Raw genomic sequence first — 22,336 nt, 5'->3', positions numbered from 1 at the left:
CCATGTCGCTTCGATTGCTGTTTCAATGTGAAGAGGCAGTCTGATCTCATACCACTCACCAAGGAGGGCAGCATGAGGGCGCACAAGATGGTTCGGGTTGCGATCGGGACGCTGGTTCTGGCCGGAGCGTTGGTCGGGGCCGGTTGTCATCGGCACTATACGCCGGCGGAACGAGCTGATTGGATGACGAGTAAGATCGCCAAACACTTGGACCTCGACGATCAGCAAAAGGCGAAGCTGATGGCCGTCAGGGATGAAATGGTGGCGGCTCGTGCCGAATCGCAGCAGGAGCGCAACGCCATCATGGAGGAAGCGATCGCCCAGGTGCAGGGCGACCGGCTGGACCAGGCCAAGCTGACGCAACTGATGGATCGTCACCAGGCTGAACAGAAGCGCGTGATGCAGCGTCTGTTGCCAAAGGTGACGGAGTGGCATGCGACGCTGAGACCGGAGCAGAAGACCGAGGCTGTGGAACACCTCCGCAAGTGGATGGCCCGGTATGGAGAGCATTGAGTCGTCGTCCGAATGGTGGGTTGATTTGCCATAGAGGCTGAGCCCTGGCAAAAGGGTCCATCATCGACTACAGTGTCGACGCACGTGCAGCTGGGCCGTGCGGTGTGTCTTCGAAACAGGGGCTGCGACAGACTGATTGTATGACCACCCGTACCTCCACGATCGTCGCGGCCGTCCTCGCTGCGGTGTTGCTTGCAGGCTATGTCATTCTCGATCGACTGGTCTGGCATAACGGGCTGCCGGAGGGGCTGATTCAGGCCAATGGCCGGATTGAGGGTGACCATGTCACCGTGGCCAGCAAGTTTCCGGGGCGCGTCGTAGATCTGGCGGCGCGCGAAGGCGCCAACGTCGTCAAAGGCAGCGTCTTGATTCGGCTGGACGACGCGCAGACGAAAGCGAAAGTCGATCAAGTTGCGCGGTTGGTGGACAGCGTGATGGCGCAGGTGGAGGCGGCCCATACGGCCCTCGCGGTCCTGAACCTGGAGGTGCCGTTGAGCATCGAGGCGGCCGCCGCCAAGGTCGACAGTGCACGTGCCGTCATCCGGAAGGCACAGGCGATCGAACATGAAGCCCGTCGCGATGTCGATCGCATCCGGGCGCTGCTGCCCGAACAGGCGGTGTCGCAGCAACAGGTGGATCAGGCCGATGCACGTTGGAAGGTCGCGGTGACGGAAATCGCCGTGGCAAAAGCCGGGCTCGACCAAGCCAGCAAGGAACTCGCACAGGCTGAACTGGGGAAGGAACGTATCCGATCGAAAGAGGCGGAGGTCGCGGCGCTCGAACGGCAACGCGACCAAGCAGATGCCACGCTTGCGGAGGCTCGCAGCGTGCTCGACGATCTAACGATCCTGGCTCCGACAAACGGCACGGTGACCACACGCATGGTGGACATCGGCGAAGTTGTGGCGACCGGCGCGCCCCTACTCGAAGTGGTCGACCTTGACCGCCTGTACCTGCAGGTCTATGTCCCGGAACTCCAAATCGGCAAAGTCCGGCTGGATTTGCCGGCCCGCATCCACACGGACGCGTTCCCCGACGAACCCTTCGAGGCGACCGTCCGCTACATCGCCTCGAAAGCGGAATTCACACCCAAAGAAGTTCAAACGCCGGACGAACGGGTCAAGCTGATCTACGCCGTCCGCCTCTACCTCACGGCTAATCCGAATCATCGTCTCACACCGGGGCTTCCGGCCGACGCGCTGATCCGTTGGAAGGACGACGTCGCCTGGTCGAAGCCTCGATGACAAGCCTCGCTCCATCGTCGACGGATGTGGTCGTCCGGGTGTCCGGCTTCGTCAAGCGGTACAAGCACCATCTTGCCGTCGATGGCCTGGACTTCACCGTGAATCGAGGAGAGATCTACGGCCTCATCGGGCCGGATGGTGCAGGGAAAAGCACGGTGATGAAGGCGATCGCGGGAGTGTTGGGATATGAGGGAGGATCCGCCGAGGTGTTCGGGATCGTCGTGGATTCCGAGCGGGCGGCGGAACAGGTGAAGCGGCGGATCGGATTTCTCCCCCAAGGATTGGGACTCAATCTCTACCCTGAGCTCTCCGTGGAGGAGAACATCGACTTCTTCGCCAGGCTCAGGTTGGTGTCCGAGGCCGACCTTCGTGAACGCAAAGCGCGATTGTTGGCGATCACCCGCCTGGAGCGTTTTCGCACTCGGCTGATGAAGCAGCTCTCGGGTGGCATGAAGCAGAAACTCGGGTTGATCTGCACGCTGATTCATGAGCCGGAGCTCGCCATTCTGGACGAACCCACGACCGGCGTCGACCCGGTTTCGCGGCGGGACTTCTGGGCCATTCTGGCAGAATGGCAAGCCGTCAAGGGGATGACCGCGCTCGTCTCGACCGCCTACATGGACGAAGCCGCCCGCTTTCATCGGCTGTCATTTCTTTCCCATGGACAGGTGCTGGCATCCGGAACTCCGTCGGACGTTCGAGCATTGGTTCCCGGCTTGGTCGTTACCGTCGAAGCAACCCCGCAACTGGACGCCATGGTGCGCCTGAAACGTCGGTATCCCCAGGTGGAATCGATGGGTGCGTCGCTGCACGTGTTTACACCGGAGCGGGAGCCGGATGCTGCCGCTGCAGGGATCAGGGACGCATTGGACTCGTTGCCGGTCACGCAGCTCCACACCGACGAGCCGGAGTTGGAAGATGTGGTCGTGGCACTGCTGCTGAAAGAACAGGATGCACAAGCGGGGGCGTCGGCAGCATCGGGCCATGCCGCGCATTCGTGGAATAGGCAACCGTTCGATGGATTGGCCGTCCAGGCCAAGGAGCTCATTCGCGATTTTGACTCCTTTCGAGCGGTGGATCGGGTCAGTTTCGACATGAAGCAAGGCGAAATCTTCGGCCTCCTGGGGGCGAACGGCGCGGGTAAGACGACCGTCATCAAGATGCTGACCGGGATTCTGCCGCCGACGGGCGGAGAAGGACGCGTGGCCGGCGCCGACATGCGGACGGCAAGCGGTGCGATCAAGGAACGCATCGGGTACATGTCCCAGGCCTTCTCCCTGTATCTGGACCTGACCGTGATCGAGAATATCCGGCTCTTTGCCGGGATTTATGGATTGGCTCGTCGACAGGCGCAACAACGGATGGAATGGATCGTGGACATGGCCGGCCTCGGCGGCTATGAACATGATCGGACAGGACGCCTCCCCATGGGGGTGCGACAACGTCTGGCATTGGGTTGTGCACTCGTCCACAGCCCGCGTGTCCTGTTTCTGGACGAACCGACGTCCGGCGTGGACCCCATCGGCCGTCGACGGTTCTGGGAGATCCTGTCGCGGTTGGCCCGGGAAGAAGGCGTCGCCATCCTTATCACCACACACTACCTCAGTGAAGCGGAGCACTGCGATCGGTTGGCCCTCATGTATGCCGGACGTATCGTGGCCGAAGGCACGCCGGCGGAACTCAAAACACAGGTGGAGCAGGAAGTGGGCCACCTTCTGGAGATTGCCGTCGACAAGCCGGGAGCGGCGCTCGCGCACGTGGCCGCGTCGGGATTCCCCGGCGCCGCGCTCTTCGGCACAAAGATCCACGTCCTCTCGCGTGATCCCTCCCGTGATGAGGCACGGCTGCGGGAGGTTTTGGGTCGCGTCGGGATCGCGGTTGCGGCGGTGCGCCCGCGAATGCTGAGCCTGGAGGACGTGTTTGTGTCGCGAGTCATGGCGCTGGAACAGGCGGCGCACAAGGAGGGGGCCCCCTGAACCTGCAACGTATCAGCGCGGTGGCGTTCAAGGAATGGAAGGAAACCACCAGGGACCGCCTGTTTCTGCTGTTGGCGTTCCTATTGCCGGCGCTGTGGCTTGTGGTGTTCGGGTATGGGTTGAACCTGGATGTCGAAGACATTCCGTTTGCTGTCGTGGATCGGGATCACAGTGAGTTCAGCCGGGAGTATCTTCAGCGGTTCATCCAGTCGCGCTACTTTTCGTTTCGGGGGTATGTCGACGAGGAGCGTACTCTGGATCGTCTCCTGGCCGAAACGACGATCCGGGCGGCCATCATTGTGCCCGAGCGGTTTCAGGAGCAATTGGCCGCTGGCGAACCGGTCGCCGTACAGACGTTGCTCGACGGGACCTTTCCGCTCCATACGGATATCGCCAAGGGCTACGTGATTGCCATCAACCAGGCGTTCACGCAGGAGCGACTGATCGATTTCCTGCGCCGCTCCCGTGGCCTGACCCAGGAGCAAGCCGGCGTCCTCGTGCGTCCGCTTGGTGTCGAGGTGCGGTACCTGTACAACGAGGAAGTCCGCAGCACCTGGTCCATGGTGCCGGCGCTGGTCATGTTCACGCTGATGCTGGCGTCTCCCCTGCTGACGGCGCTTGGAGTTGTGCGGGAAAAGGAAACGGGATCGATCTACAACATCTATAGCTCCACCGTCAGCCGCGCCGAGTTTCTCACCGGAAAGCTGCTGCCCTATATCGTCATCTCTCTCGTGAACGTCCTCGTGTTATGGCTGATAGCCGTCGGTCTCTTTCACGTGCCGTTCAAGGGCAATTTCCTCCTGTTCTTTTCCGCGTCGGTGTTGTTCGTATGTTGCACCACGGGGATCGGCCTGCTGATTTCGCTGCTGGTGCAGACACAAATGGCGGCCCTGATCATCACGATGGTCGTGGCAATGATTCCGACGATCTTGTTCTCGGGCTTGTTGGTCCCTGTCGCCTCGTTAACACGCGGCGCGAAGATCCAAGCGCACCTCTACCCGGCCATGTATTACACCGACATCGTGCGGGGCAGCTTTCTGAAAGGGGTCGGTGCCGATGTGCTGTGGATCGATCTGTTGGCGTTGGCGATCTTTGCCGCCGCGATGAGCGTAGTCACGTATCGTCTCTTTACGAAGCGACCGAAGACCTGAGGGGCAAGAGATGACGGCTCGACAACGGGCAGCCATGTGGGGGCAACGTCTCGCGGCGTTGACGTGGAAGGAAATCTTGCAGTTGTCGCGTGATGTGCCCTTGTTATTGTTTCTGGTGTATTCGTTTTCTCTCTCGGTACTGGTCAGCGGGGCCGGAATCACCATGCAGCTCACCAACGCGGAGCTGCTGGTGCATGATGCGGATCAGAGCCCCTCTTCCCGCGAGCTGATTCACCGGTTCCAGCCTCCATATTTCTTCCTCTCGGGAGCCATCAGCGATCCACGGCAAGGGCTCCGGCAATTGGATCAGGGCCGCGCAATGCTCCTATTGGAGATTCCTCCTCGTTTTCACGAGGCCCTCATGAGCGGAGAACGAACGGCGGTCCAGCTGCTCGTCGACACCACCAACGCTCCTCAGGGGCTTTCGGCCGCAGCGTATACCGTGCGGATTGCGAGTCTGTTCGGGACCGAGACGGGCCTGGCTTCCGCGGGTCTTGCCGGAACGCGAGCGACCGTGCCCGTTGTGTCCAGTGCCCATCGGGTCTGGTTCAACCCCACCCAGGACGAACGCTGGTTCCAGTCCATTTCACATGTCTTGCGCATGATCACCATTTTTGCCGTGTTACTGCCGGCTGCCGCGCTGGTTCGTGAAAAGGAGCGAGGCACGGTCGAGCAGTTACTCGTGTCGCCGTTGTCTCCCTTCCAGATCATGTTTTCAAAGGTCCTCGCAATGTCCGGGGTCATCCTCCTCGCGACCGCGCTGGCCCTGTACGGCGTGTTGCACCCGGTGTTCCACGTGCCGATGAAGGGGTCGGCGGGACTCTTTTTTCTGCTGACCGCGCTGCATGTCTTCACCACCGCCGGATTCGGGTTGGTGGCGGCGACTATGGCGAAGAACCAGGCTCAAGTCGCCATGATGACGCTCTTCGTCGTGGGTCCGATGCTGTTATTGTCAGGCATCACCTCGCCGTACGAGTCGATGCCCAAGTGGGTGCAGGCGATCATGACGTTGTCGCCTCTGCGTTACTACATCGACATCACGTATGGCGTGATGCTGAAGGGGGCAGGCTTGGACCTGCTTTGGAAACCCGTCCGGGCCATGCTCCTGTTGGGCGGCACATTGTTCGGGAGCGGCATGTGGCGCTTCCGACGCCAATTCCACTGAGCCCACATCGCTCCATCACCGTGCGCACTGCCACTTCCCGTCATATTGTGACGAAGGCCTTCGTCACCTGACGATGGATCGTCGTTTCTCTTTCGTCACGTCAACCCCGCACATCGGGACTCATCAGGCTCCGTCTTCGAAATCCAACGTATCGTCAATGCGTTAGCGCGTGTCACCTCCGTGGCGCCGAACGGGAACGGCCCTTGCTGATAGGGATGCACAGCAACGCATTGAGAGAATGGAGGGTGAGTCCATGAAGAACGTGATGGTGTGGATCTGGTGGTACGGACTGTTGGCCTGCATTCCCCTCGTGACCCTGATGGTGTTGGTCAAGGATTGGATGATTCAGCCGGCGTGGCAACCGGTGAGGTTTCAAGGACGCACACGGTAATTCAACCCCATAAGACGAAGGAGGTTCGACATGTACAGCTTTTTCAAAACAGATGATTCCTGGGCTGGTTTGATTCTGCGGGTGGTGTTGGGGGGTGTGATCTTCGCGCATGGAGCCCAGAAATTGTTGGGCTGGTACGGAGGGTTCGGGTTCGAGGGCACCATGGGATTCTTTACTCAAAAAATGGGTCTTCCCTGGCTAGTCGCGTTTCTCGTCATCATCGGCGAATCCATCGGCAGTCTGGGATTGATCGCGGGCCTGCTCACGCGGTTCACGGCGGCGAGCTTCATCGTCATCATGCTCGGCGCGATCCTGACCGTGCACTTGCCGCAAGGGTTCTTCATGAACTGGTTCGGACAGCAGGCCGGTGAAGGGTTCGAATATCACCTGCTCGTGATCGGCATGAGCTTGGCGTTGCTGGTCGTCGGGGGAGGCAAGTGGTCGCTGGATGGTCTGATCGCTCGCTGGTTTGGCGAACGGGCGGCAGTTCCGGTGACGAAGGCGCGGGAAGCGAGTTTCGCGTTGCGCATGTTCTGAGCGTCATGGTGAAGGCCTGGTACCGGTCCGGCCGTACTCGATGAACGAAAAGATCCACGACCATGTTGAAAATTACGGTGTCGAAGACAAACCGGGGAACCATCTTCGTACTTTCCGGACGGTTGGCCGGTCCCTGGGTCAAAGAATTGCGGAATTGCTGGCTGAACCGGGAATTCGGCGAACCGGCCCCATGCCATGTCGATCTCCACGAAGTGACCTTCATCGATGAGGCGGGGACCAGGTTGCTGTCCGAGATGTATCACAAAGGGGCCACCATCTTCACGTCAGGCTGTCTGACGAGGGCCATCGTGCAGAGGTTAGGCAAGACAAGAATTCTCAGTCAAAAATGAAAGGAGTCGTATCATGAGACACACTATGATGGTTCTTGGTTCGTTGGTGTTGAGTTTGTTCCTGGGAGTGGCCTCTGGATTCACCGCCGAAGGCGTGGTCAAGAACGCGACGCACATGAAGGTCAGCGGGGTGGTGTCGAATGTGCAGTCCGGGATCACCACGGTGAAGACGCCCTGGGGAACGATGAAAATTGCGTCGACGCTCACGCCCAAGAATCTCGAGGTTGGGGAAGAAGTAGAAATGCGGGTCAATGAAAACAACGCCGTGATCGATGTCCATCGGAAGGGGGACAAGCCCCATGCCCATCGCTTCGTGACCGGCAACCTGGTCTATACCTCGTCGGACAAGAAGGAAATCAAGGTGTGGACGCCGGAAGGAGAGAAGGCCATCGATGTCCAAACCGGAAAGTCCAAATTGTCCGCTTTAGAGGAAGGGGCGCCGGTGACGATCGAGTTGAACGAAGCAGGAAAGATGATCGACATCAACCGGTTCACCGTGGAGATGAGCTTCGACGAACATCCGAGGACGAAACCCGGCTATGTCATTCAGGCGGATGGGGTGGTCACCAAGTTTGAGTCTGGCCTTGTCTATGTGAAGACGCCGGCCGCTCAGTACACCCTGATGAGGAAGTATGCTCCTGCTGATGCAGCGGTCGGCGATCGCGTGTCACTCTGGATCAATGAAGAAGGCATGGTGATCGACGTGCATGGCAAAGACAAGGCCAAGTCCGGGACCCATCGCCTGATCTTCGGCAAGTTGATCCGTACTGGGCCGAACAAGAATCTGGTCAGGCTCGCCACGCCGGATGGCGTCAAGGAATTCCCGCTGGAGCGGATGGAGATCAAGACCAAACCGATCGAAGATGGTTCGCATATCGTGCTCGAGTTGAACGAAGAAGGAACCGTGATCGACGTGCGAAAGGCGCAGTAACCTGATTGGGTCTGGCGGGGGCTCTGCTTCCGCCAGACCGTAGGTGACTCGTCAGCGGATGTCGCGGTCGAGGATGGTCATGGAGGTGCCTGATGCCGGTGACATTGATCAATGTGTTTTCGGTGCCCGCCGACAAAGAGGCTGAGTTTGTGCAGTGGTGGCGGGACGTCAAGGAACAGATCACGAAGCAAGAGGGATTCATCAGCGGCCACTTTCATAACAGCCTCAAGCCGGACAGCCGGTTCAACTATATCAACGTGGCCATGTGGGAGAATGAAACCCTGTATTGGAAGGCCTACGAGAGGAGTGTCACGCCCATGAAGGAGAAGCTGAGAGAGCTGGGCGTTGAGATGACGCCTGCTCTCTACCGCGTAGCCTTCGAGTATTGAGCCCATGAGATCAATCAGGGAGGAGGAGCGTATGAGGATGCAGAACACATTCAGAGTGGTCGTCGGGACGTTGGTTCTGGCCGGAGCGCTGGTTGGGGCTGGCTGTCATCGGCACCATACGCCGGCTGAGCGGGCGGATTGGATGACGAGCAAGATTGCTAAACATTTGGATCTGGACGACCAGCAGAAGGCGAAGTTGATGGCGGTGAGGGATGAAATGGTGGCGGCCCGTGCCGAATCGCAGCAGGAGCACAACGCCATTATGGAGGAAGTGATCGCTCAGGTGCAGAGCAACCGGCTGGACCAGGCCAAGTTGTCTCAGTTGATGGACCGACACCAGGCCGAACAGAAGCGTGTGATGCAGCGCGTCCTGCCCAAGGTGGCGGAATGGCATGCGACCCTCCGGCCGGAACAAAAGACTGAAGCGGTGGAACACATTCGAAAATGGATGGATCGCTATGGCGACCACTAAGAAGAGGGCCGTCAGGCGGTCGGGTTGTCCCGGAGGAATGAAGTGCGCTGAGAATGAACGGTGAGCGATGAACAATCTACAGAGTGAAACCAGGAGGATGCGATGCGATACATGAAAGGATTCTGCGCGATGTTGTTTGCGGCTGGACTGATGTTCTCGGCCGGTTCCCTGTTCGCCGAAGTGGAGGATGGATCTCACATCAAGATCACCTCGCCGAAGGATGGGGCCAAGGTGGGAGAGACCTTCGAGCTGACCTACGAACTCACGAAGGGGGCTAAAGCGGCTCATGGTCATGTGTATCTCGACGGCGAACCGCAGAAGAAGTTTCCCGGCACATTCAAAGGTCTCAGCAAAGGCAAGCATAAGATCACAGTTCAAGCCGCGACTCACGATCACGAGCATTTGGCCGCAACCGATACTATTACGGTGGAGGTGCAGTAAAGCCAGATTGCAGGAAAGGGCAATCAGCGCTTGCATAGACCAACGAGACTCTCTAACGTGAGAAGTCAGCACGCAAGTGCGAGTCCTGCATCCCACTGGAGCATGGGAATAACATTGATCACCGATCTATAGGGAGGAAGACCATGGCAACACCAGTGATGACCAATGACCCGGCAAAAGCCAAGGAATTCTTTGAGGCCAAGATGGCCTTCACCACCGGTCCGGTTGAACTGGAGCGGATGATGAAGAACAAGGAAGTGAATGTGGTCGATGTGCGGGCGGCGGAAGATTATGCCGAGGGGCATATCCCCGGCGCGGTGAATCTACCGAAGGATCAGTGGCATTCCTTCACAGGGTTGCGAAAAGACAAGATCAACGTGCTCTACTGTTATTCACAGGTCTGTCATCTTGCCGCGACCGCTGCCGTGCAGTTTGCCGAGCAGGGCTATCCCATTATGGAGCTCGACGGCGGATGGCGTTGGTGGAAGGATGACGGATTCGACGTCGAGAAGTAGGCAGTGCTCCGATCGATTCAACGACGCGTGATGGTCTGATGGTGTCATGCCGCGGAGGCGGACGGTCTGTCCGCTGACGGTGGACTGTACCGCGCCGTACAGGCGATGAATATCTAAATCTGGAGGATCTTATGAAACGGCATGCGTCGGCACAATGGCAGGGAGATCTCAAAACCGGCAAAGGGACCGTCTCGACCGACAGCGGTGTCTTGAACGGGACCCAATATTCATTCAGCACGCGATTTGAGAATGGGAAAGGCACGAACCCGGAAGAGCTGATCGCCGCCGCGCATGCTGGTTGTTTTACCATGGCGCTCTCCGGTCAATTGGGGGCGGCGAATCTTGTGGCCGATCACCTTGCGACGACCGCCACGGTCACCATGGAAAAACTGGATGCAGGATGGACCGTCACCGGCATTCATTTGGACGTGAGGGGGAAGGTGCCAAACGCTGATGCTGCGGCCTGGGACAAAGCGACCACGGCGGCCAAAACCGGCTGCCCCATCTCCCGCCTATTGAATACCACCATCACCATGGACGCCAAGTTGGAGCGCTGACCGGTATGGCTGTTGTGCATGATCGTGAGGGGCTCGCGTTTCTCTTCGACCTGGACGGCACGCTGGTGGATAGTGTCTATCAACATGTACTGGCCTGGCGTGAAGCCACTCAAGCCGCGGGAATCGAATTGCCGGTCTGGAGGATCCATCGCCAGATCGGGATGAGTGGCGGTCTGATGTTACATGCCCTCCTGCGCGAAACCGGCCGGCCGGTTTCGAAGGAGGACGCGGAGCGCATTCAGCGGGTCCACGCAGAAGCGTTCGTGAAACAGGCTCCATCGCTACGGATACTGCCTGGCGCGCAGGATCTGCTGGATGCGCTGACGGCGGGTCGTGTGCCCTATGCCATCGCGACCAGCGGACGGCTGCAGAGCGCACAACATACATTGAAGTTGCTGAAGTTGCCTGCCGGCACGCCGGTGGTAACTCGCGATCAAGTGAAACGCGCCAAACCCGATCCCGATTTATTTCTGACGGCTGCCGAGCAACTCCATATGCCGATTGGCAAGTGTATCGTGGTCGGTGATAGCGTCTGGGACCTGCTGGCCGCTCGCAGGGCATCGGCGCTCGGCGTGGGTCTGTTGTCGGGAGGCTACGGTCGAGAGGAACTCGAACGGGCGGGTGCATACCGTACCTACCATGATCCCGCCGACCTCCTGCGTCACTTGGACGAATGCGGAGTTCGCCCAGACCCGCTGGTGTAAGTGACGCCGTGCCAAGATGACTGAACAAAGCGACAAGCGCAACATGTTAGCCGGGGAGCTGTATCGCGCATCGTCGGGGGAGCTCACCCTGGAGCGTCGCCGGGCGCAGATGATGCTCGCTCGCTATAATGCCATCACGGATGGCGCGCCGGATCTACTGCTGTCACTGCTTCGTGAGTTCATGGGTTCCGTCGGAGATGGAACCGTCATCATGCCGCAGTTCACGTGCGATTACGGCTACAACATCCACCTCGGCCGGAACGTGTTCATCAACTATCATGGCATTTTTCTCGACTGTGCTCTCATCGACATCGGGAATGACGTGCAAGTCGGCCCTGCCGTGCAGCTATACACGGCGCAGCATCCGCTCGAGGCAGAGGTACGCCGGTCCGGCCTGGAATCTGCGCGACCGATCCGGATCGGGAATGACGTCTGGATCGGCGGCGGAGCGGTGATTCTACCCGGTGTGACGATCGGTGATCGCAGTGTGGTGGGTGCGGGCAGCGTAGTGGTCCACTCGGTCCCCGCCGATTGTGTCGCAGTCGGCAATCCAGCACGCGTCGTGCGCAAGTTGGCCTCACCCGCCCGGACAACAGAATAATTCACAGAAGGAGCGTTCATGGAAAAGCCCGCTGAGACGCACTCTCCCATTCATGATCTGCTGAGGCGTCGATGGAGCCCGCGAGCCTTTTCGGAACGGATGGTCGAACCGGAAAAATTGAGAAGCCTGTTTGAAGCGGCTAGGTGGGCGCCGTCATCGAGCAACGAACAGCCCTGGCAGTTCGTCGTCGGGACCAAGGCCGATCCGCCAGCGTATGACCGGCTGTTGGCCTGTCTCAAGGAAAGCAATAAGAAATGGGCGTTCCGGGCGCCGGTGCTGCTTCTCTCTGTGGCGCGGATGAACTTTGAGGAGAACGGGACGCCGAACCGGCATGCCTGGCACGACACCGGCATGGCCGCACTGAGTCTCTCACTGCAGGCCACGGCGATGGGATTGGTTGCGCATCAGATGGCGGGCTTCGACAGAGAGATGGCAAGGGTTGAGCTCAAAATTCCGGCGGGGTATGAACCGGTGGCGATGATCGCGGTCGGGTATTCGGGTGATCCGGCGATATTGGATGAGCGGTTGCGTCAGCGGGAGCTGGCATCTCGAGAGCGAAAGTCCGTGAGAGAGATCGTATCCATCGGGCGCTGGGACGTGCCCCCGGATTGGCCGACTGACTGAAGGCGTCCCGACCTGGTTACGGTCGACGCACGCGTAGCATGTCATTCCCCCCGCGTTGAAGCTCATATCCCACCTGTTCGATCGAGACTTGGTACCCATCGTGTTGCAATTGGTTGCAGACCGGCTCGAGATGTTGCGACCGTTCGGCTCTCAGGGCGATCAACGGGAAGATCCGGACCTCACGCGCGACCCGCATCAGCGCACGAACCGAGTCCAAGTGGAACGTCTGGGAGAAGTGGTCTGAGTACAGAAACAGAAAATGGGACGAGAGGGCAAGGTCGAACGCGTCGCGCTCGAACGGCAAGGCCGGCAAGGAACCACAGACATACCGGTCCGTTCCCCTCCCCTCGCGGTAATCGGCGACAAATGCGTCCATGACCGTGATCCGGTTCCGTCGCAGATCCTCCGGGTCGCGATGATACGTCCAGACCCAATTCTGCGGCGTCGCTCGCACCTGCTCGATCACATGATCCAGGGTGGAGAAGAATTGCCGTTGGATCTCTGCTCCGGTGAATTGATACAGTGGGTCGAACGAGCAGACCGTGCCACCGGCGGCCGTGAGTTCGGCATTGAAGCTGGCTGGTCCGGCGGCGCAATCCAGAATGCGGCATCGACGGTCGGATGCGCTCAGCGAGAACATCAATTCGTACTCGCGCAACGAACGGCCGAACGGGACCGTCTGATCCAGCTGAATGCTCATCGACGAACAGTAACAGATGGACCGGGCGGAGGCGAGTGCCGGCGGATGGTGGATCATCTCCGGATGCCCGGTCGGAGCTCGTGGGTGCAGAGGGAACAATGATGGGGTCGTTGAGCGGAAAGGTGGCGATTGTTACAGGAGCATCCGGCGGGATCGGCAAAGCGATCGCCTTGAGATTGGCCGAACAGGGGGCCACCGTCGTGGTCCACTATCGAACTCGCGCGCAGCAGGCGGGTGATGTCGTAGCTGCTATCCAAGCACGCGGCGGAACGGCGTGGGCGCTCCACGCCGATATGAGTCGTGCGGATGAGGCCCGGCGAGTGGTGCAGGAGACCGTTGCCCGGTACGGCCGTCTGGACATCCTGGTCAACAATGCCGGAAAGTTCTCGCCGAAATCTTTTCTCGAAACCACTGAGGCGGATTTTGATGCATTGATCGGGTTACACGCCAAGGGGCCCTACTTTGCGATGCAGGAGGCGTCCAAGGTGTTGTCGGAACAGGGGCGTATCGTGAACATCACCACCGCCGGCACGCAGTTGCATTTTCATGGCGCCAGCGCGTATTTGGGCAGTAAGCGGGCGTTGGAGCAATTGACGAAGGGCATTGCCCAGGAACTCGCTCCCAGAGGGATTACCGTGAACGCCGTGTCGCCCGGGATTACCGACAGCGGCGTCCTGACCGACCAGTACCGGCAGATCGGTCTTCAAGGCTCTCCGACCCAGCGCCTGGGCCTTCCGGCGGATATTGCCGATGTGGTGGCATTTCTGGTGAGTGAAGAGGCACGGTGGCTGACGGGACAGACAATTCAGGCCGGCGGCGGTATTGTCATGTAAGGCGATTCAGGAGGAGTCATGAGCAGACGCAATGTGTCGACAGGGGGACCATGGGAAGCAAAAATCGGCTATTCACGCGCCGTACGTGTTGGGCAATCCGTGCAGGTTTCCGGTACGACCGCAATGACAGGCGCGGGGCTTGTGGGAAAAGATGATCCCTATGCCCAAACCATCCAAGCGTTGAAAACGATTGAAGCGGCGCTCGTGCAGGCCGGTGCATCGATCGCGGATGTCGTGCGGACACGTATCTATATGGCCAACATCGATCAATGGCAGGAAGTCGGCCGAGCGCATGGTGAAGTCTTCGGGGCGATCAGGCCTGCGACCACCATGGTGGAGGTGAAGCGCTTGATCGATCCGGACATGCTGGTTGAAATCGAAGCCGACGCCATCATCGGGTAGCCGGATGCGGAAAATGACGGCCAGCGGCGTTCTCGCGTCGCGCAGAGGCTCCACGTACCAGGCAAGTACGTGGAGCCTCTTGGACAGGGCCGGCTCACCGTCTCGCCGGCGTCCACAAACCTGGCGCTCAGTATTCTTCGCGCCGTGGACCTCGCTGCGGCCTTGCCGGACCGCCAGTTTGCGCATCCAATAGGCCGTGCTGGTGCTGACATTGCAGGCAAAGTACACACCGAGGAGTGGATGAGCAGGCTGTCACCGGAAATGGCTCATCTGTGCCGCATCGATCCGGTGATGAAAGGCCTGATCGCAGAGGTCGGCCCCTATGCGCTGCCGCTCCCCCATCGACGCTCTCCATTCGAGTCACTGGTCCGTGCCATTGCCTATCAACAACTCCATGCAAAGGCAGCGGAGTGTATTCTCGCGAGGTTTATGGCCTTGTGTCCGGGTCGTCGGTTTCCGCAGCCGTCCGATGTGTTGGCGTTGGAACCGGAGAGGATTCGGGAAGCAGGATTCTCTCGCGCGAAGGTTGCTGCGCTGCAGGATTTGGCGGTGAAGGCCATCGACGGCACCGTCCCGACCGCAGCGGTCATTCGGCGGCTCGAGGATGACGCCATTGTCGAGCGGCTCATGGCGGTGCGAGGCATTGGCCGGTGGACCGTCGAGATGTTGCTGATCTTTCAGCTGGGCCGTCCTGATGTCCTGCCGGTCGATGACTTCGGCGTGCGTAATGGATTCCGGATCGCCTATAAGAAAGCGGTGATGCCGACCCCTCAAGAGCTGTTACGATATGGGGAACGTTGGCGGCCGTATCGTACTGCAGCTGCCTGGTATCTCTGGCGCGCAGTCGACCAGGCAAAAGCCATGCGAACCGGAGCGCTCCTGTCGAAACCCTCGACAAGGCGAATCTCAAATGGCCGACCCGCATAAGCGACTAGACGCGAATCGTCCCGGCAACTTCTACGTCGATGCCACCTGCATCAATTGCGACGCGTGCCGGCAGCTGGCCCCTGCCAGTTTCGAGGAAGTCGGAGACTATTCAGCTGTGGTGAATCAACCGGTCACTGCCCAGGAAGTTGGGGAGGCGTACCGTGCCCTCCTCGCCTGCCCAACCGGTTCGATTGGAACCGAGCAGAGCGATACACTCTCGTTGAATGCCGCGAAGGCCGATTTTCCCCTCCTCGTGGAAGATGAGGTCTATTACAGCGGGTACAATTCAGAAAAGTCTTTCGGCGCCAACAGCTTCTTCGTGCGGCATCCGGATGGCAACTGGTTGATCGATTCGCCGCGGTATCTCAAGCCGCTGGTCGAGGCCTTCGACCGGATGGGCGGGATTGCGTACATCTTTCTGACGCATGAAGACGACGTGGCCGATGCCGCCAGATACGCGCGGCGATTCGGAGCGAAACGGATCATTCACCGCGCAGATGCGCATGCGATGCCCGGTGCAGAAGTGATCATCGATGGTTCGCATGCCCAATCGTATGGCGACATGTTTGAGATCATTCCCGTCCCCGGCCATACGGCAGGCAGCCTCTGTCTTCTCTACCGGAACCGGTTCTTATTTACAGGCGACCATCTCTGGTGGGATCCCGAGACCAATGAGTTGAATGCTCCGCAGCAGTTGGTCTGGAACGCGGACGCGTTGCGCCGATCGATCGCGACCTTGGCATCCTATCCGTTTGAATGGGTACTGGCCGGTCATGGAGGACGGATACGCTTGTCTCAGCAAGAGATGCGTGCAGCGCTCGACGACCTGATCTTCCGTAGGCAACGAGTTCAACGTTGACGCTCAGGCCGTTGCGGGGATCGGCTCCAGCCCCGCGATCTTTAACATTCCCACCGCGTCCTGAATCGCCGTCATGACGGCCGGCCTCGCAAAGCCCTTGCGCCAGGCCAGGGCGATGCGCCGCTCAGGCACCGGTTTCGTGAACTCCAATACGGTGAGCCGTTTGTTCAGATGTCGGCTGGTGACGGCGCTGGAGGGCATGACGGTAATGCCCAGACCTGAAGCCACCATCTGGCGAATCGTCTCCAGCGAATTCCCCTGCAAGCCTTCGGAATCCGATCGACTGAGTTCCGGACAGGCCTCCAGCACCTGGTGCCTGAAGCAATGACCGGCATGGGGAAGCAAGACGCGCTCACCGGTCATGGCCGAGGGATCGATTGTCCCCTTTTTTGCCAGCCGATGATCTGCCGGTACCACGGCTTTGAATGGTTCGTCGTACAGGGCCTGCACCAGAATTCCCGGCTCCTCAAACGGCAGGGCGATCATGATGACGTCGAGCTTTCCGCTCTTCAACATAGCCGTGAGATTCACCGTCAAATTCTCCTCGATTTCCAGCGGCATCTCCGGCGCCCGCTTGTGCAGGAGAGGCACGAGATCCGGCAGCAGATACGGGCCTACCGTGGAGATGGCGCCGAGCCGTAAGGCTCCCACCAGCTGATTCTTCCCTTGGGCCGCAAGCAGCTTGATGTGGTCCACCTCTTCCAGCACCCGTTGGGCTTGGTGAACGATCTGTTCCCCCAGTGGCGTGAGCACCGCCTGATTTCTGCGCCGCTCAAAGATTGCCACGCCTAATTCCTCCTCCAACTTTTTGATGGCCAGACTCAGCGCCGGTTGCGTCACGAAACTGCGTTCGGCTGCCCGGCCGAAATGCCGTTCCTGAGCAAGGGCGACGATGTACTGCAGTTCAGTGAGGGTCATGGACCGGAAGACCTCCATGATAAATGTATCTAATCGTCGAGCAATACACTATCAATTGGACTGATGGTTCTGCAACCGGTATCGTGTCGTTCATGAGATGGCAACCACAAGGAGGCGAAGTATGCGACAGGTCATAGCTCTCATAGGAATCGGGTGCTTCATGGTTCTGTTGCAGGGCTGTGCTGCGCCGGCAAAACAAGCCGGTCATGAAAGGGTGGCCTTTGCGGAAGACCAGGGCAGGGCGCTGTCAGATGATGCCTTCGTCAAGAAGGTCGAACAACACCTGGATCGACAGGACCGACCCGGTTCGACGTTGATGTTTCGGTGATCACTGTGTGACTCGCATCGAATGGGAAAGAAGATGGAGGGATCATGGGAACGAGAAGGGTGAGATGGGTCGCGGGGATGGCGGCAGGTATCATGGTCGGAGCGATGGGTATGGCGGCCACGAAAGTCCTGGGTGATTCGTCTGCGCCGTCCCCTGGTGGGTCTAGTACGACCACGCAGGCCGTGCTGCTGGGATTGGAAGATCCTGCGGCCTACATTCCGACTGACAATCCGCAGACAGCCAAGAAGATCGAGCTGGGGCGGATTTTGTTTTTTGATAAACGGCTGTCCAAGACCAACACCGTGGCGTGCGCGAACTGCCACATGCCTGGATTGGCGTTCACCGACGGACAAGCCGTCTCCATGGGAATCAATCGACTGCAGGGTGGCCGCAGCGCCCCCACAGCCATCAACCGCGTCTATAGCAAGGTGCAATTTTGGGATGGCCGCGCCCAGACTCTCGAAGAGCAATCGACTGGGCCGTTCGTCAATCCGGTTGAACATGGCTTTCTCGATTATGATGAAATGACGGCGAAGATGAAAAAAATCAGTGGCTACCGCAAGCTGTTCGAAGAGGTGTTCCACGACGAGATTACCGAGAAGAACATCGGCAAGGCGATCGCCAGTTTTCAACGGACGCTGGTCTCCGGCAATAGTCCTGCGGATCGATTCGACGTCGGCGGCGAGGAGCAAGCCTTGACCGATTCGGCCAAACGAGGCCTGGAATTGTTCCGCGGCAAAGCCCGCTGCACGCGTTGCCACTCCGGCTTCAACTTCTCGGACGAGAAATTCCATAACCTCGGCATCGGCTGGGATACCAACAGCGTGGACCTGGGCCGCTACATGGTGACCAAGAATCCCGAAGACATCGGCGCCTTCAAGACGCCGACGTTGCGGGAGATCGCGAGGACTGCCCCCTACATGCACGATGGCCGCTTCGGAACGCTGGAGGAAGTGGTGAAATTTTACAATCAGGGCGGGATTTCGAACCCTCACCAGGACAATACGATCATTCCGCTCGAACTCTCCAACGGAGAACAGCAGGATGTGGTGGCCTTCTTGCGATCCCTGAATGGCGAAGGCTGGCAACAGGTGGCAGCGCCCATCGAGTTTCCGCAATAACGGAGTCGTCCATGACCGAGAAGGGCCCTGGTCTCCCGATCACGGTCCTTCTCATCGGGCTACCGCGCTGCTTGCAAATGCCTGTCCGGTACGGGTAACAGAGAAGGAGAAGATGAACATGTTCGTGCCCTTCCCGGTTACGCCGATATGATGACTGCCGTATCCCGCTGGATCGACCGCAATATCCTGGAACTCGCCCGCGACTTCCAACTTTCTTATCTCCCCCCGCTCATGGTCTACATGGCTGCCGGTATTTCCGGGCTCACCGGCATCGTCGGCACTTTTTTTGTGAAAGATTATCTGGGCCTCTCCGCCGCCTTTCTCGCGGCATTGGGGTTTTGGGCCGGCATTCCCTGGGCGCTCAAAATGCCGTTCGGGCATCTGGTGGATCTTCTGTGGCGCTGGAAAAGCCTGCTCGTATATCTCGGCGCGGGAGTCATTGCGGCCAGTCTGCTCATCATGGTCGGCTTGATCGGTCATCGCGAAGCGATGATTGCCGTGATGCCGGCGGAAATCTGGTACGTGCTGAGCGCGCTTCTGGCACCGATCGGCTATGTGATTCAAGACACGGTTGCCGATGCCATGACGGTTGAGGCGGTTCCGAGAGTCGACGAGCGGGGCCTTCCCATCGAGGAAGCCAGGCTCAAGCTGATGCACACGACGATGCAGACACTCGGTCGAGTGGCCATCATCAGCGGCGGGATTCTGGTGGCGTTCATCAATCTGTACCTGTTCACGGGTGTCGAGAATCTGCCGAAAGAAAAGGTCGCGGAGATCTATCAGCATGTCTATCTCCTGGCCCTGACCATCCCGGCCGTGTCGGTACTCGGGGTGATCACCGCGTCGATTCTCCGGTTGCGAGCGAAACGCCGGCTCCAGAGCCAGGGTATGACGTCAGCCCAGGTTGCCGCGCTGCTGGACAGGCCTGTGGAACCGACCAGGCCCAATTGGTGGATTTTGGGAGGCAGCCTGTTGTTCGTGTTGTTTACCCTCACGGTGGGTGTGGCGGATTTTCCGTTCAACGAAGAGATCGTCTTTGCCGGATCGATGGCCATCGTGTCGGTCTTGATGGTCCGCCTGACTCGTGAACTGACTCCCGACGCCAGGCATGTTCTCGTGGGCACGGCGTTGGTGGTGTTTGTGTTTCGATCGGTACCGGGGCCCGGCGAAGGCGCGACCTGGTGGATGATCGACAAGCTCAAATTCGATCAACAGTTTCTCTCGGTGTTGTCGCTCATCGGCAGTGCCCTGACGCTGGCCGGCATGTTTCTTTTTCGCCGGTTTATGGCGGAACGATCCATTGCCTATGTCGTCGGCTTTCTCACCGTAGCGGCGTTTGTCCTCGGACTCCCCATTGTCAGCATGTATTACGGACTTCACGAATGGACCGCGGCGCTGACCGGCGGCGTGGTCGATGCACGGTTTATCGCTCTCGTGAATACGGCGCTGGAATCGCCGCTAGGCCAAATCTCCATGATTCCCATGCTGGCCTGGATTGCGAACTCCGCCCCGACCAATCTCAAGGCCACGTATTTTGCCGTGATGGCCTCTTTCACGAATCTCGCGCTGTCTCTCAGTCAGCTCGGAACGAAATATCTTAATGAGCTCTTTGTGGTGACCAGAGAGGTACGGGATCCGGTCACCAATGCGATTCAGACGCCGGACGATTACACCCAACTGGGCACCTTGCTCATCGTGCAGACGGTGTTGGGTCTCGCGCTGCCCTTCGCCGCGATTCTCTTTGCGCGGTTCTCTCGTTTCCGGAGTGCCTGAGCCGGAGGACGCCATCGGCTATGAATACCTTTGATTTCCTCGCCGAGCATGGAGCGTCGGTCCTGTTTTGGGTGGTCTTCGTCGAGCAGATCGGTTTCCCGCTTCCTGCCCTTCCACTCCTCGTTGCTGCAGGTGCGCTGGTTGGAGCCGGAAAGATGAGTCTTGCCGCAGCCTTGCTGCTGCCCGTTGCCGCTGCTCTGCCGCCGGATCTCGCCTGGTATTACCTGGGTCGTCAGAGAGGCGGCAGGGTGTTGGGGTTTCTCTGCCGCCTGTCGCTGGAGCCGGATTCCTGTGTGCGGGACACGGAAAATCTGTTTCATCGCAACGGCCCTCGCGGCTTACTGCTGGCGAAATTCGTTCCCGGTTTCAGCACGGTGGCACCTCCACTGGCTGGTATTGTCGGCATGTCGCCCGCGACGTTTGTCCTGTACGATATCGGCGGCACGTTGATTTGGGCGGCGGCCAGCGCCGGAGTCGGAGCGTTGTTCACCAATCAGCTGGAGCAGCTCATGGGGCTGTTCGACCAAGCCGGCGGGTTGATGCTCCTGATCATGCTCCTGGGATTGGCCGGATTCATCGGCTACAAGTTCTATCATCGGCAGAAATTCTTGCGACATCTCCGCATGGCCAAAATTTCCGTCGATGAGCTCAAGCAACGTATGGACGCAGGAGATGCCATCAGTGTGGTCGATGTCCGGCATCCGCTGGCCCTGGATCTGGATCCCGAAAGCATTCCCGGAGCCATCAACTTCACCTTGGAAGAAATCGAACACCGGCATCACGAAATCCCTCGCGACCGTGACATCGTGCTCTATTGCACCTGCCCGAATGAAGTGTCCAGCGCTAGAACGGCCTTCTTGCTCAAGAAGAAAGGGATTCACCGGGTGCGTCCGCTGGAAGGCGGGTTGGACGCCTGGCGGGAGCGCAACTTCCCCGTGGAGCGCCGCGTGAATACCGAATTGACGGAGTAAGCCTGTGCCGTATTTCGTCAAGGAAAGGTCGATGCCGATGGCAAGTCGAATGATTCCATTGATCGCAGCAGGAATGCTGCTGTCTGGCTGGGTGGAAGCGAGCGCATGGACAGACTTGAAGGGAGGCGCAGATACGACCGGGATCCTTCACGTGAAGGGCGGGACACGTCAGAAGGTCTCAGGCGTGAAATATAAGGTCGTAGGCCTGTTTCAGCGCGACAAACAGTTTATCGGCGGTTCGGCTGTGGCCGATGTCACCGAGCAGGTGGAATTCGAATTTACCTGGCCGCTGGAGGAAGGGGCGCAGCCCAGGGCGCTGCCGAATATTCCGACGAAAGTAGACAACCTTCGCGATGGCTCGGCGGTGTGTCCGGCCCCGGTGCTCAAAGGCACCTATGAACATTTCGATCTCAAGAGCATCACGGTGATCGGGGCGATGTTCGGTTTGATCGGTGAGCGGAGAACTCCGGACATGGATGAATACGTGGGCGGAGGCGGCTGCAAAGGCACCCATCCCGTTCCCGGACAGGTTCGCGAGGAACAACTGCTCGTGACGGTGCCGCCGGAATTGTTGGCCGGGCCGGTGCCGAAGGGACAGGTCATGAAACAGCAGGATCAGGGCTGGACTTGGACCTTCACGCCGATGCCGTGATCGCGCCGGTCAGTGAGCAATGGGACACCTCTGCTTCTTCTCTGGCTTCCCCTTGATCCATGCGTTAAGATGAGTATCTCAATAAGGGAAACGTAAAACGTGCCTTTCACCTTTTACGTCTGACATTTCACGATCTTCTAGAAAGGGGGCGACCGGTTTCGACGGGGATATTGACGCCATCGTCGCATGTCGAGATCTCGGGAACTCGTAAAATTCCGGGAAAAACGCAACTGCCAACCAAGAACTGGCACTCGCAGCCTAATTTAGGCTGAGACGTCGTTCCATCTGAGG

At 59.1% G+C, this 22,336-nt stretch carries 28 protein-coding genes and 1 other RNA gene; 27 read left to right on the top strand and 2 right to left on the bottom strand.

Annotation, left to right across the window (positions count from 1 at the left end):
- The first annotated feature begins 72 nt into the window (after positions 1-72).
- From JNL86_11835 to JNL86_11755, 17 genes are all read left to right on the top strand, one after another.
- On the top strand, positions 73-513 hold the full coding sequence (locus tag JNL86_11835) for a periplasmic heavy metal sensor (GenBank protein ID MBL8043597.1): 441 nt from the start codon (positions 73-75) through the stop codon (positions 511-513).
- 140 nt (positions 514-653) lie between these two features.
- Positions 654-1,757, top strand: a complete 1,104-nt coding sequence (locus JNL86_11830) for an efflux RND transporter periplasmic adaptor subunit (protein ID MBL8043596.1) — start codon at positions 654-656, stop codon at positions 1,755-1,757.
- Positions 1,754-3,733 (top strand): ABC transporter ATP-binding protein, encoded by a 1,980-nt coding sequence (locus JNL86_11825; protein ID MBL8043595.1) that lies wholly within the window; start codon positions 1,754-1,756, stop codon positions 3,731-3,733. The genes JNL86_11830 and JNL86_11825 overlap by 4 nt, the downstream gene beginning before the upstream one ends.
- A 20-nt stretch (positions 3,734-3,753) precedes the next feature.
- Complete coding sequence (locus JNL86_11820) at positions 3,754-4,884, top strand: ABC transporter permease (GenBank protein MBL8043594.1); 1,131 nt, start codon at positions 3,754-3,756, stop codon at positions 4,882-4,884.
- 10 nt (positions 4,885-4,894) lie between these two features.
- Positions 4,895-6,049 carry an ABC transporter permease gene (locus tag JNL86_11815; protein MBL8043593.1) on the top strand — a complete coding sequence of 385 codons (1,155 nt, stop codon included), beginning with the start codon at positions 4,895-4,897 and terminating at the stop codon, positions 6,047-6,049.
- Between the two features lie 253 nt (positions 6,050-6,302).
- Positions 6,303-6,440, top strand: a complete 138-nt coding sequence (locus tag JNL86_11810; GenBank protein ID MBL8043592.1) for a hypothetical protein — start codon at positions 6,303-6,305, stop codon at positions 6,438-6,440.
- Positions 6,441-6,470: 30 nt separating this feature from the next.
- Entirely contained in the window at positions 6,471-6,977 is a 507-nt protein-coding gene (locus JNL86_11805; GenBank protein MBL8043591.1) for a DoxX family protein, read from the top strand.
- Between the two features lie 62 nt (positions 6,978-7,039).
- Complete coding sequence (locus JNL86_11800; protein MBL8043590.1) at positions 7,040-7,327, top strand: hypothetical protein; 288 nt, start codon at positions 7,040-7,042, stop codon at positions 7,325-7,327.
- Between the two features lie 13 nt (positions 7,328-7,340).
- Positions 7,341-8,258, top strand: coding sequence for a hypothetical protein (locus tag JNL86_11795; GenBank protein ID MBL8043589.1), 918 nt, complete (start codon positions 7,341-7,343; stop codon positions 8,256-8,258).
- Between the two features lie 92 nt (positions 8,259-8,350).
- The gene (locus JNL86_11790; GenBank protein MBL8043588.1) at positions 8,351-8,647 is read left to right on the top strand and encodes an antibiotic biosynthesis monooxygenase; all 297 of its coding nucleotides are present in this window, start codon (positions 8,351-8,353) and stop codon (positions 8,645-8,647) included.
- Between the two features lie 31 nt (positions 8,648-8,678).
- Positions 8,679-9,119, top strand: coding sequence for a periplasmic heavy metal sensor (locus JNL86_11785; protein MBL8043587.1), 441 nt, complete (start codon positions 8,679-8,681; stop codon positions 9,117-9,119).
- Between the two features lie 102 nt (positions 9,120-9,221).
- Positions 9,222-9,560, top strand: coding sequence for a hypothetical protein (locus tag JNL86_11780; GenBank protein ID MBL8043586.1), 339 nt, complete (start codon positions 9,222-9,224; stop codon positions 9,558-9,560).
- Between the two features lie 143 nt (positions 9,561-9,703).
- A complete protein-coding gene (locus JNL86_11775; GenBank protein ID MBL8043585.1) occupies positions 9,704-10,075 on the top strand; it encodes a hypothetical protein in 372 nt (123 codons plus the stop codon).
- 131 nt (positions 10,076-10,206) lie between these two features.
- Positions 10,207-10,632, top strand: a complete 426-nt coding sequence (locus JNL86_11770; protein ID MBL8043584.1) for an OsmC family protein — start codon at positions 10,207-10,209, stop codon at positions 10,630-10,632.
- 5 nt (positions 10,633-10,637) lie between these two features.
- The gene (locus tag JNL86_11765; GenBank protein ID MBL8043583.1) at positions 10,638-11,336 is read left to right on the top strand and encodes an HAD family hydrolase; all 699 of its coding nucleotides are present in this window, start codon (positions 10,638-10,640) and stop codon (positions 11,334-11,336) included.
- Positions 11,337-11,352: 16 nt separating this feature from the next.
- Positions 11,353-11,937 (top strand): sugar O-acetyltransferase, encoded by a 585-nt coding sequence (locus JNL86_11760; GenBank protein MBL8043582.1) that lies wholly within the window; start codon positions 11,353-11,355, stop codon positions 11,935-11,937.
- An 18-nt stretch (positions 11,938-11,955) separates the two neighbouring features.
- A complete protein-coding gene (locus JNL86_11755) occupies positions 11,956-12,561 on the top strand; it encodes a nitroreductase family protein (GenBank protein ID MBL8043581.1) in 606 nt (201 codons plus the stop codon).
- Positions 12,562-12,577: 16 nt separating this feature from the next.
- Here the strand turns inward: JNL86_11755 and JNL86_11750 are convergent, their stop codons facing one another.
- A complete protein-coding gene (locus tag JNL86_11750; GenBank protein ID MBL8043580.1) occupies positions 12,578-13,261 on the bottom strand; it encodes an SAM-dependent methyltransferase in 684 nt (227 codons plus the stop codon).
- 98 nt (positions 13,262-13,359) lie between these two features.
- Between JNL86_11750 and JNL86_11745 the strand changes: the two genes are divergently transcribed.
- The 4 genes from JNL86_11745 to JNL86_11730 all read left to right on the top strand — a co-directional run bounded on the left by JNL86_11745 (position 13,360) and on the right by JNL86_11730 (position 16,282).
- Complete coding sequence (locus JNL86_11745) at positions 13,360-14,094, top strand: SDR family oxidoreductase (GenBank protein MBL8043579.1); 735 nt, start codon at positions 13,360-13,362, stop codon at positions 14,092-14,094.
- Positions 14,095-14,112: 18 nt separating this feature from the next.
- On the top strand, positions 14,113-14,496 hold the full coding sequence (locus tag JNL86_11740; GenBank protein ID MBL8043578.1) for a RidA family protein: 384 nt from the start codon (positions 14,113-14,115) through the stop codon (positions 14,494-14,496).
- 240 nt (positions 14,497-14,736) lie between these two features.
- Positions 14,737-15,423, top strand: a complete 687-nt coding sequence (locus JNL86_11735) for a DNA-3-methyladenine glycosylase 2 family protein (GenBank protein MBL8043577.1) — start codon at positions 14,737-14,739, stop codon at positions 15,421-15,423.
- A complete protein-coding gene (locus tag JNL86_11730; protein ID MBL8043576.1) occupies positions 15,407-16,282 on the top strand; it encodes an MBL fold metallo-hydrolase in 876 nt (291 codons plus the stop codon). Before JNL86_11735 ends, JNL86_11730 begins: the two co-directional genes overlap by 17 nt.
- 3 nt (positions 16,283-16,285) lie before the next feature.
- On the opposite strand, the gene JNL86_11725 is transcribed toward JNL86_11730, so the two are convergent.
- On the bottom strand, positions 16,286-17,200 hold the full coding sequence (locus JNL86_11725) for a hydrogen peroxide-inducible genes activator (GenBank protein MBL8043575.1): 915 nt from the start codon (positions 17,198-17,200) through the stop codon (positions 16,286-16,288).
- 121 nt (positions 17,201-17,321) lie between these two features.
- Between JNL86_11725 and JNL86_11720 the strand changes: the two genes are divergently transcribed.
- From JNL86_11720 to ssrA, 6 genes are all read left to right on the top strand, one after another.
- The gene (locus JNL86_11720) at positions 17,322-17,528 is read left to right on the top strand and encodes a hypothetical protein (protein MBL8043574.1); all 207 of its coding nucleotides are present in this window, start codon (positions 17,322-17,324) and stop codon (positions 17,526-17,528) included.
- 44 nt (positions 17,529-17,572) lie between these two features.
- Entirely contained in the window at positions 17,573-18,649 is a 1,077-nt protein-coding gene (locus JNL86_11715) for a c-type cytochrome (GenBank protein MBL8043573.1), read from the top strand.
- Between the two features lie 147 nt (positions 18,650-18,796).
- Positions 18,797-20,422, top strand: a complete 1,626-nt coding sequence (locus tag JNL86_11710; protein MBL8043572.1) for a hypothetical protein — start codon at positions 18,797-18,799, stop codon at positions 20,420-20,422.
- A gap of 20 nt (positions 20,423-20,442) precedes the next feature.
- Entirely contained in the window at positions 20,443-21,393 is a 951-nt protein-coding gene (locus tag JNL86_11705) for a VTT domain-containing protein (GenBank protein ID MBL8043571.1), read from the top strand.
- Positions 21,394-21,430: 37 nt separating this feature from the next.
- Positions 21,431-22,045, top strand: coding sequence for a hypothetical protein (locus JNL86_11700; GenBank protein ID MBL8043570.1), 615 nt, complete (start codon positions 21,431-21,433; stop codon positions 22,043-22,045).
- A gap of 144 nt (positions 22,046-22,189) precedes the next feature.
- Positions 22,190-22,336: a transfer-messenger RNA gene (gene ssrA / locus JNL86_11695) on the top strand; the annotation flags it as partial.

It is taken from the genome of Nitrospira sp., from assembly GCA_016788885.1.
Classification (GTDB): domain Bacteria; phylum Nitrospirota; class Nitrospiria; order Nitrospirales; family Nitrospiraceae; genus Nitrospira_A.
The sequence above is the reverse complement of the archived record's forward strand: the minus strand, read 5'-3'. Positions and strand labels throughout refer to the sequence as shown.

Excerpts from the sequence above, each read along its gene's own strand:
- JNL86_11730 (MBL8043576.1), top strand. The coding sequence starts at position 15,407 with ATGGCCGACCCGCATAAGCGACTAGACGCGAATCGTCCCGGCAACTTC.
- JNL86_11765 (MBL8043583.1), top strand. The coding sequence starts at position 10,638 with ATGGCTGTTGTGCATGATCGTGAGGGGCTCGCGTTTCTCTTCGACCTG.
- JNL86_11755 (MBL8043581.1), top strand. The coding sequence starts at position 11,956 with ATGGAAAAGCCCGCTGAGACGCACTCTCCCATTCATGATCTGCTGAGG.
- JNL86_11775 (MBL8043585.1), top strand. The coding sequence starts at position 9,704 with ATGGCAACACCAGTGATGACCAATGACCCGGCAAAAGCCAAGGAATTC.
- JNL86_11830 (MBL8043596.1), top strand. The coding sequence starts at position 654 with ATGACCACCCGTACCTCCACGATCGTCGCGGCCGTCCTCGCTGCGGTG.
- JNL86_11720 (MBL8043574.1), top strand. The coding sequence starts at position 17,322 with ATGCGACAGGTCATAGCTCTCATAGGAATCGGGTGCTTCATGGTTCTG.
- JNL86_11760 (MBL8043582.1), top strand. The coding sequence starts at position 11,353 with ATGACTGAACAAAGCGACAAGCGCAACATGTTAGCCGGGGAGCTGTAT.
- JNL86_11825 (MBL8043595.1), top strand. The coding sequence starts at position 1,754 with ATGACAAGCCTCGCTCCATCGTCGACGGATGTGGTCGTCCGGGTGTCC.
- JNL86_11785 (MBL8043587.1), top strand. The coding sequence starts at position 8,679 with ATGAGGATGCAGAACACATTCAGAGTGGTCGTCGGGACGTTGGTTCTG.
- JNL86_11745 (MBL8043579.1), top strand. The coding sequence starts at position 13,360 with ATGATGGGGTCGTTGAGCGGAAAGGTGGCGATTGTTACAGGAGCATCC.
- JNL86_11750 (MBL8043580.1), bottom strand. The coding sequence starts at position 13,261 with ATGAGCATTCAGCTGGATCAGACGGTCCCGTTCGGCCGTTCGTTGCGC.
- JNL86_11770 (MBL8043584.1), top strand. The coding sequence starts at position 10,207 with ATGAAACGGCATGCGTCGGCACAATGGCAGGGAGATCTCAAAACCGGC.
- JNL86_11705 (MBL8043571.1), top strand. The coding sequence starts at position 20,443 with ATGAATACCTTTGATTTCCTCGCCGAGCATGGAGCGTCGGTCCTGTTT.
- JNL86_11725 (MBL8043575.1), bottom strand. The coding sequence starts at position 17,200 with ATGACCCTCACTGAACTGCAGTACATCGTCGCCCTTGCTCAGGAACGG.
- JNL86_11715 (MBL8043573.1), top strand. The coding sequence starts at position 17,573 with ATGGGAACGAGAAGGGTGAGATGGGTCGCGGGGATGGCGGCAGGTATC.
- JNL86_11740 (MBL8043578.1), top strand. The coding sequence starts at position 14,113 with ATGAGCAGACGCAATGTGTCGACAGGGGGACCATGGGAAGCAAAAATC.
- JNL86_11780 (MBL8043586.1), top strand. The coding sequence starts at position 9,222 with ATGCGATACATGAAAGGATTCTGCGCGATGTTGTTTGCGGCTGGACTG.
- JNL86_11790 (MBL8043588.1), top strand. The coding sequence starts at position 8,351 with ATGCCGGTGACATTGATCAATGTGTTTTCGGTGCCCGCCGACAAAGAG.
- JNL86_11700 (MBL8043570.1), top strand. The coding sequence starts at position 21,431 with ATGGCAAGTCGAATGATTCCATTGATCGCAGCAGGAATGCTGCTGTCT.
- JNL86_11710 (MBL8043572.1), top strand. The coding sequence starts at position 18,797 with ATGATGACTGCCGTATCCCGCTGGATCGACCGCAATATCCTGGAACTC.
- JNL86_11795 (MBL8043589.1), top strand. The coding sequence starts at position 7,341 with ATGAGACACACTATGATGGTTCTTGGTTCGTTGGTGTTGAGTTTGTTC.
- JNL86_11835 (MBL8043597.1), top strand. The coding sequence starts at position 73 with ATGAGGGCGCACAAGATGGTTCGGGTTGCGATCGGGACGCTGGTTCTG.
- JNL86_11810 (MBL8043592.1), top strand. The coding sequence starts at position 6,303 with ATGAAGAACGTGATGGTGTGGATCTGGTGGTACGGACTGTTGGCCTGC.
- JNL86_11815 (MBL8043593.1), top strand. The coding sequence starts at position 4,895 with ATGACGGCTCGACAACGGGCAGCCATGTGGGGGCAACGTCTCGCGGCG.
- JNL86_11800 (MBL8043590.1), top strand. The coding sequence starts at position 7,040 with ATGTTGAAAATTACGGTGTCGAAGACAAACCGGGGAACCATCTTCGTA.
- JNL86_11735 (MBL8043577.1), top strand. The coding sequence starts at position 14,737 with ATGAGCAGGCTGTCACCGGAAATGGCTCATCTGTGCCGCATCGATCCG.
- JNL86_11805 (MBL8043591.1), top strand. The coding sequence starts at position 6,471 with ATGTACAGCTTTTTCAAAACAGATGATTCCTGGGCTGGTTTGATTCTG.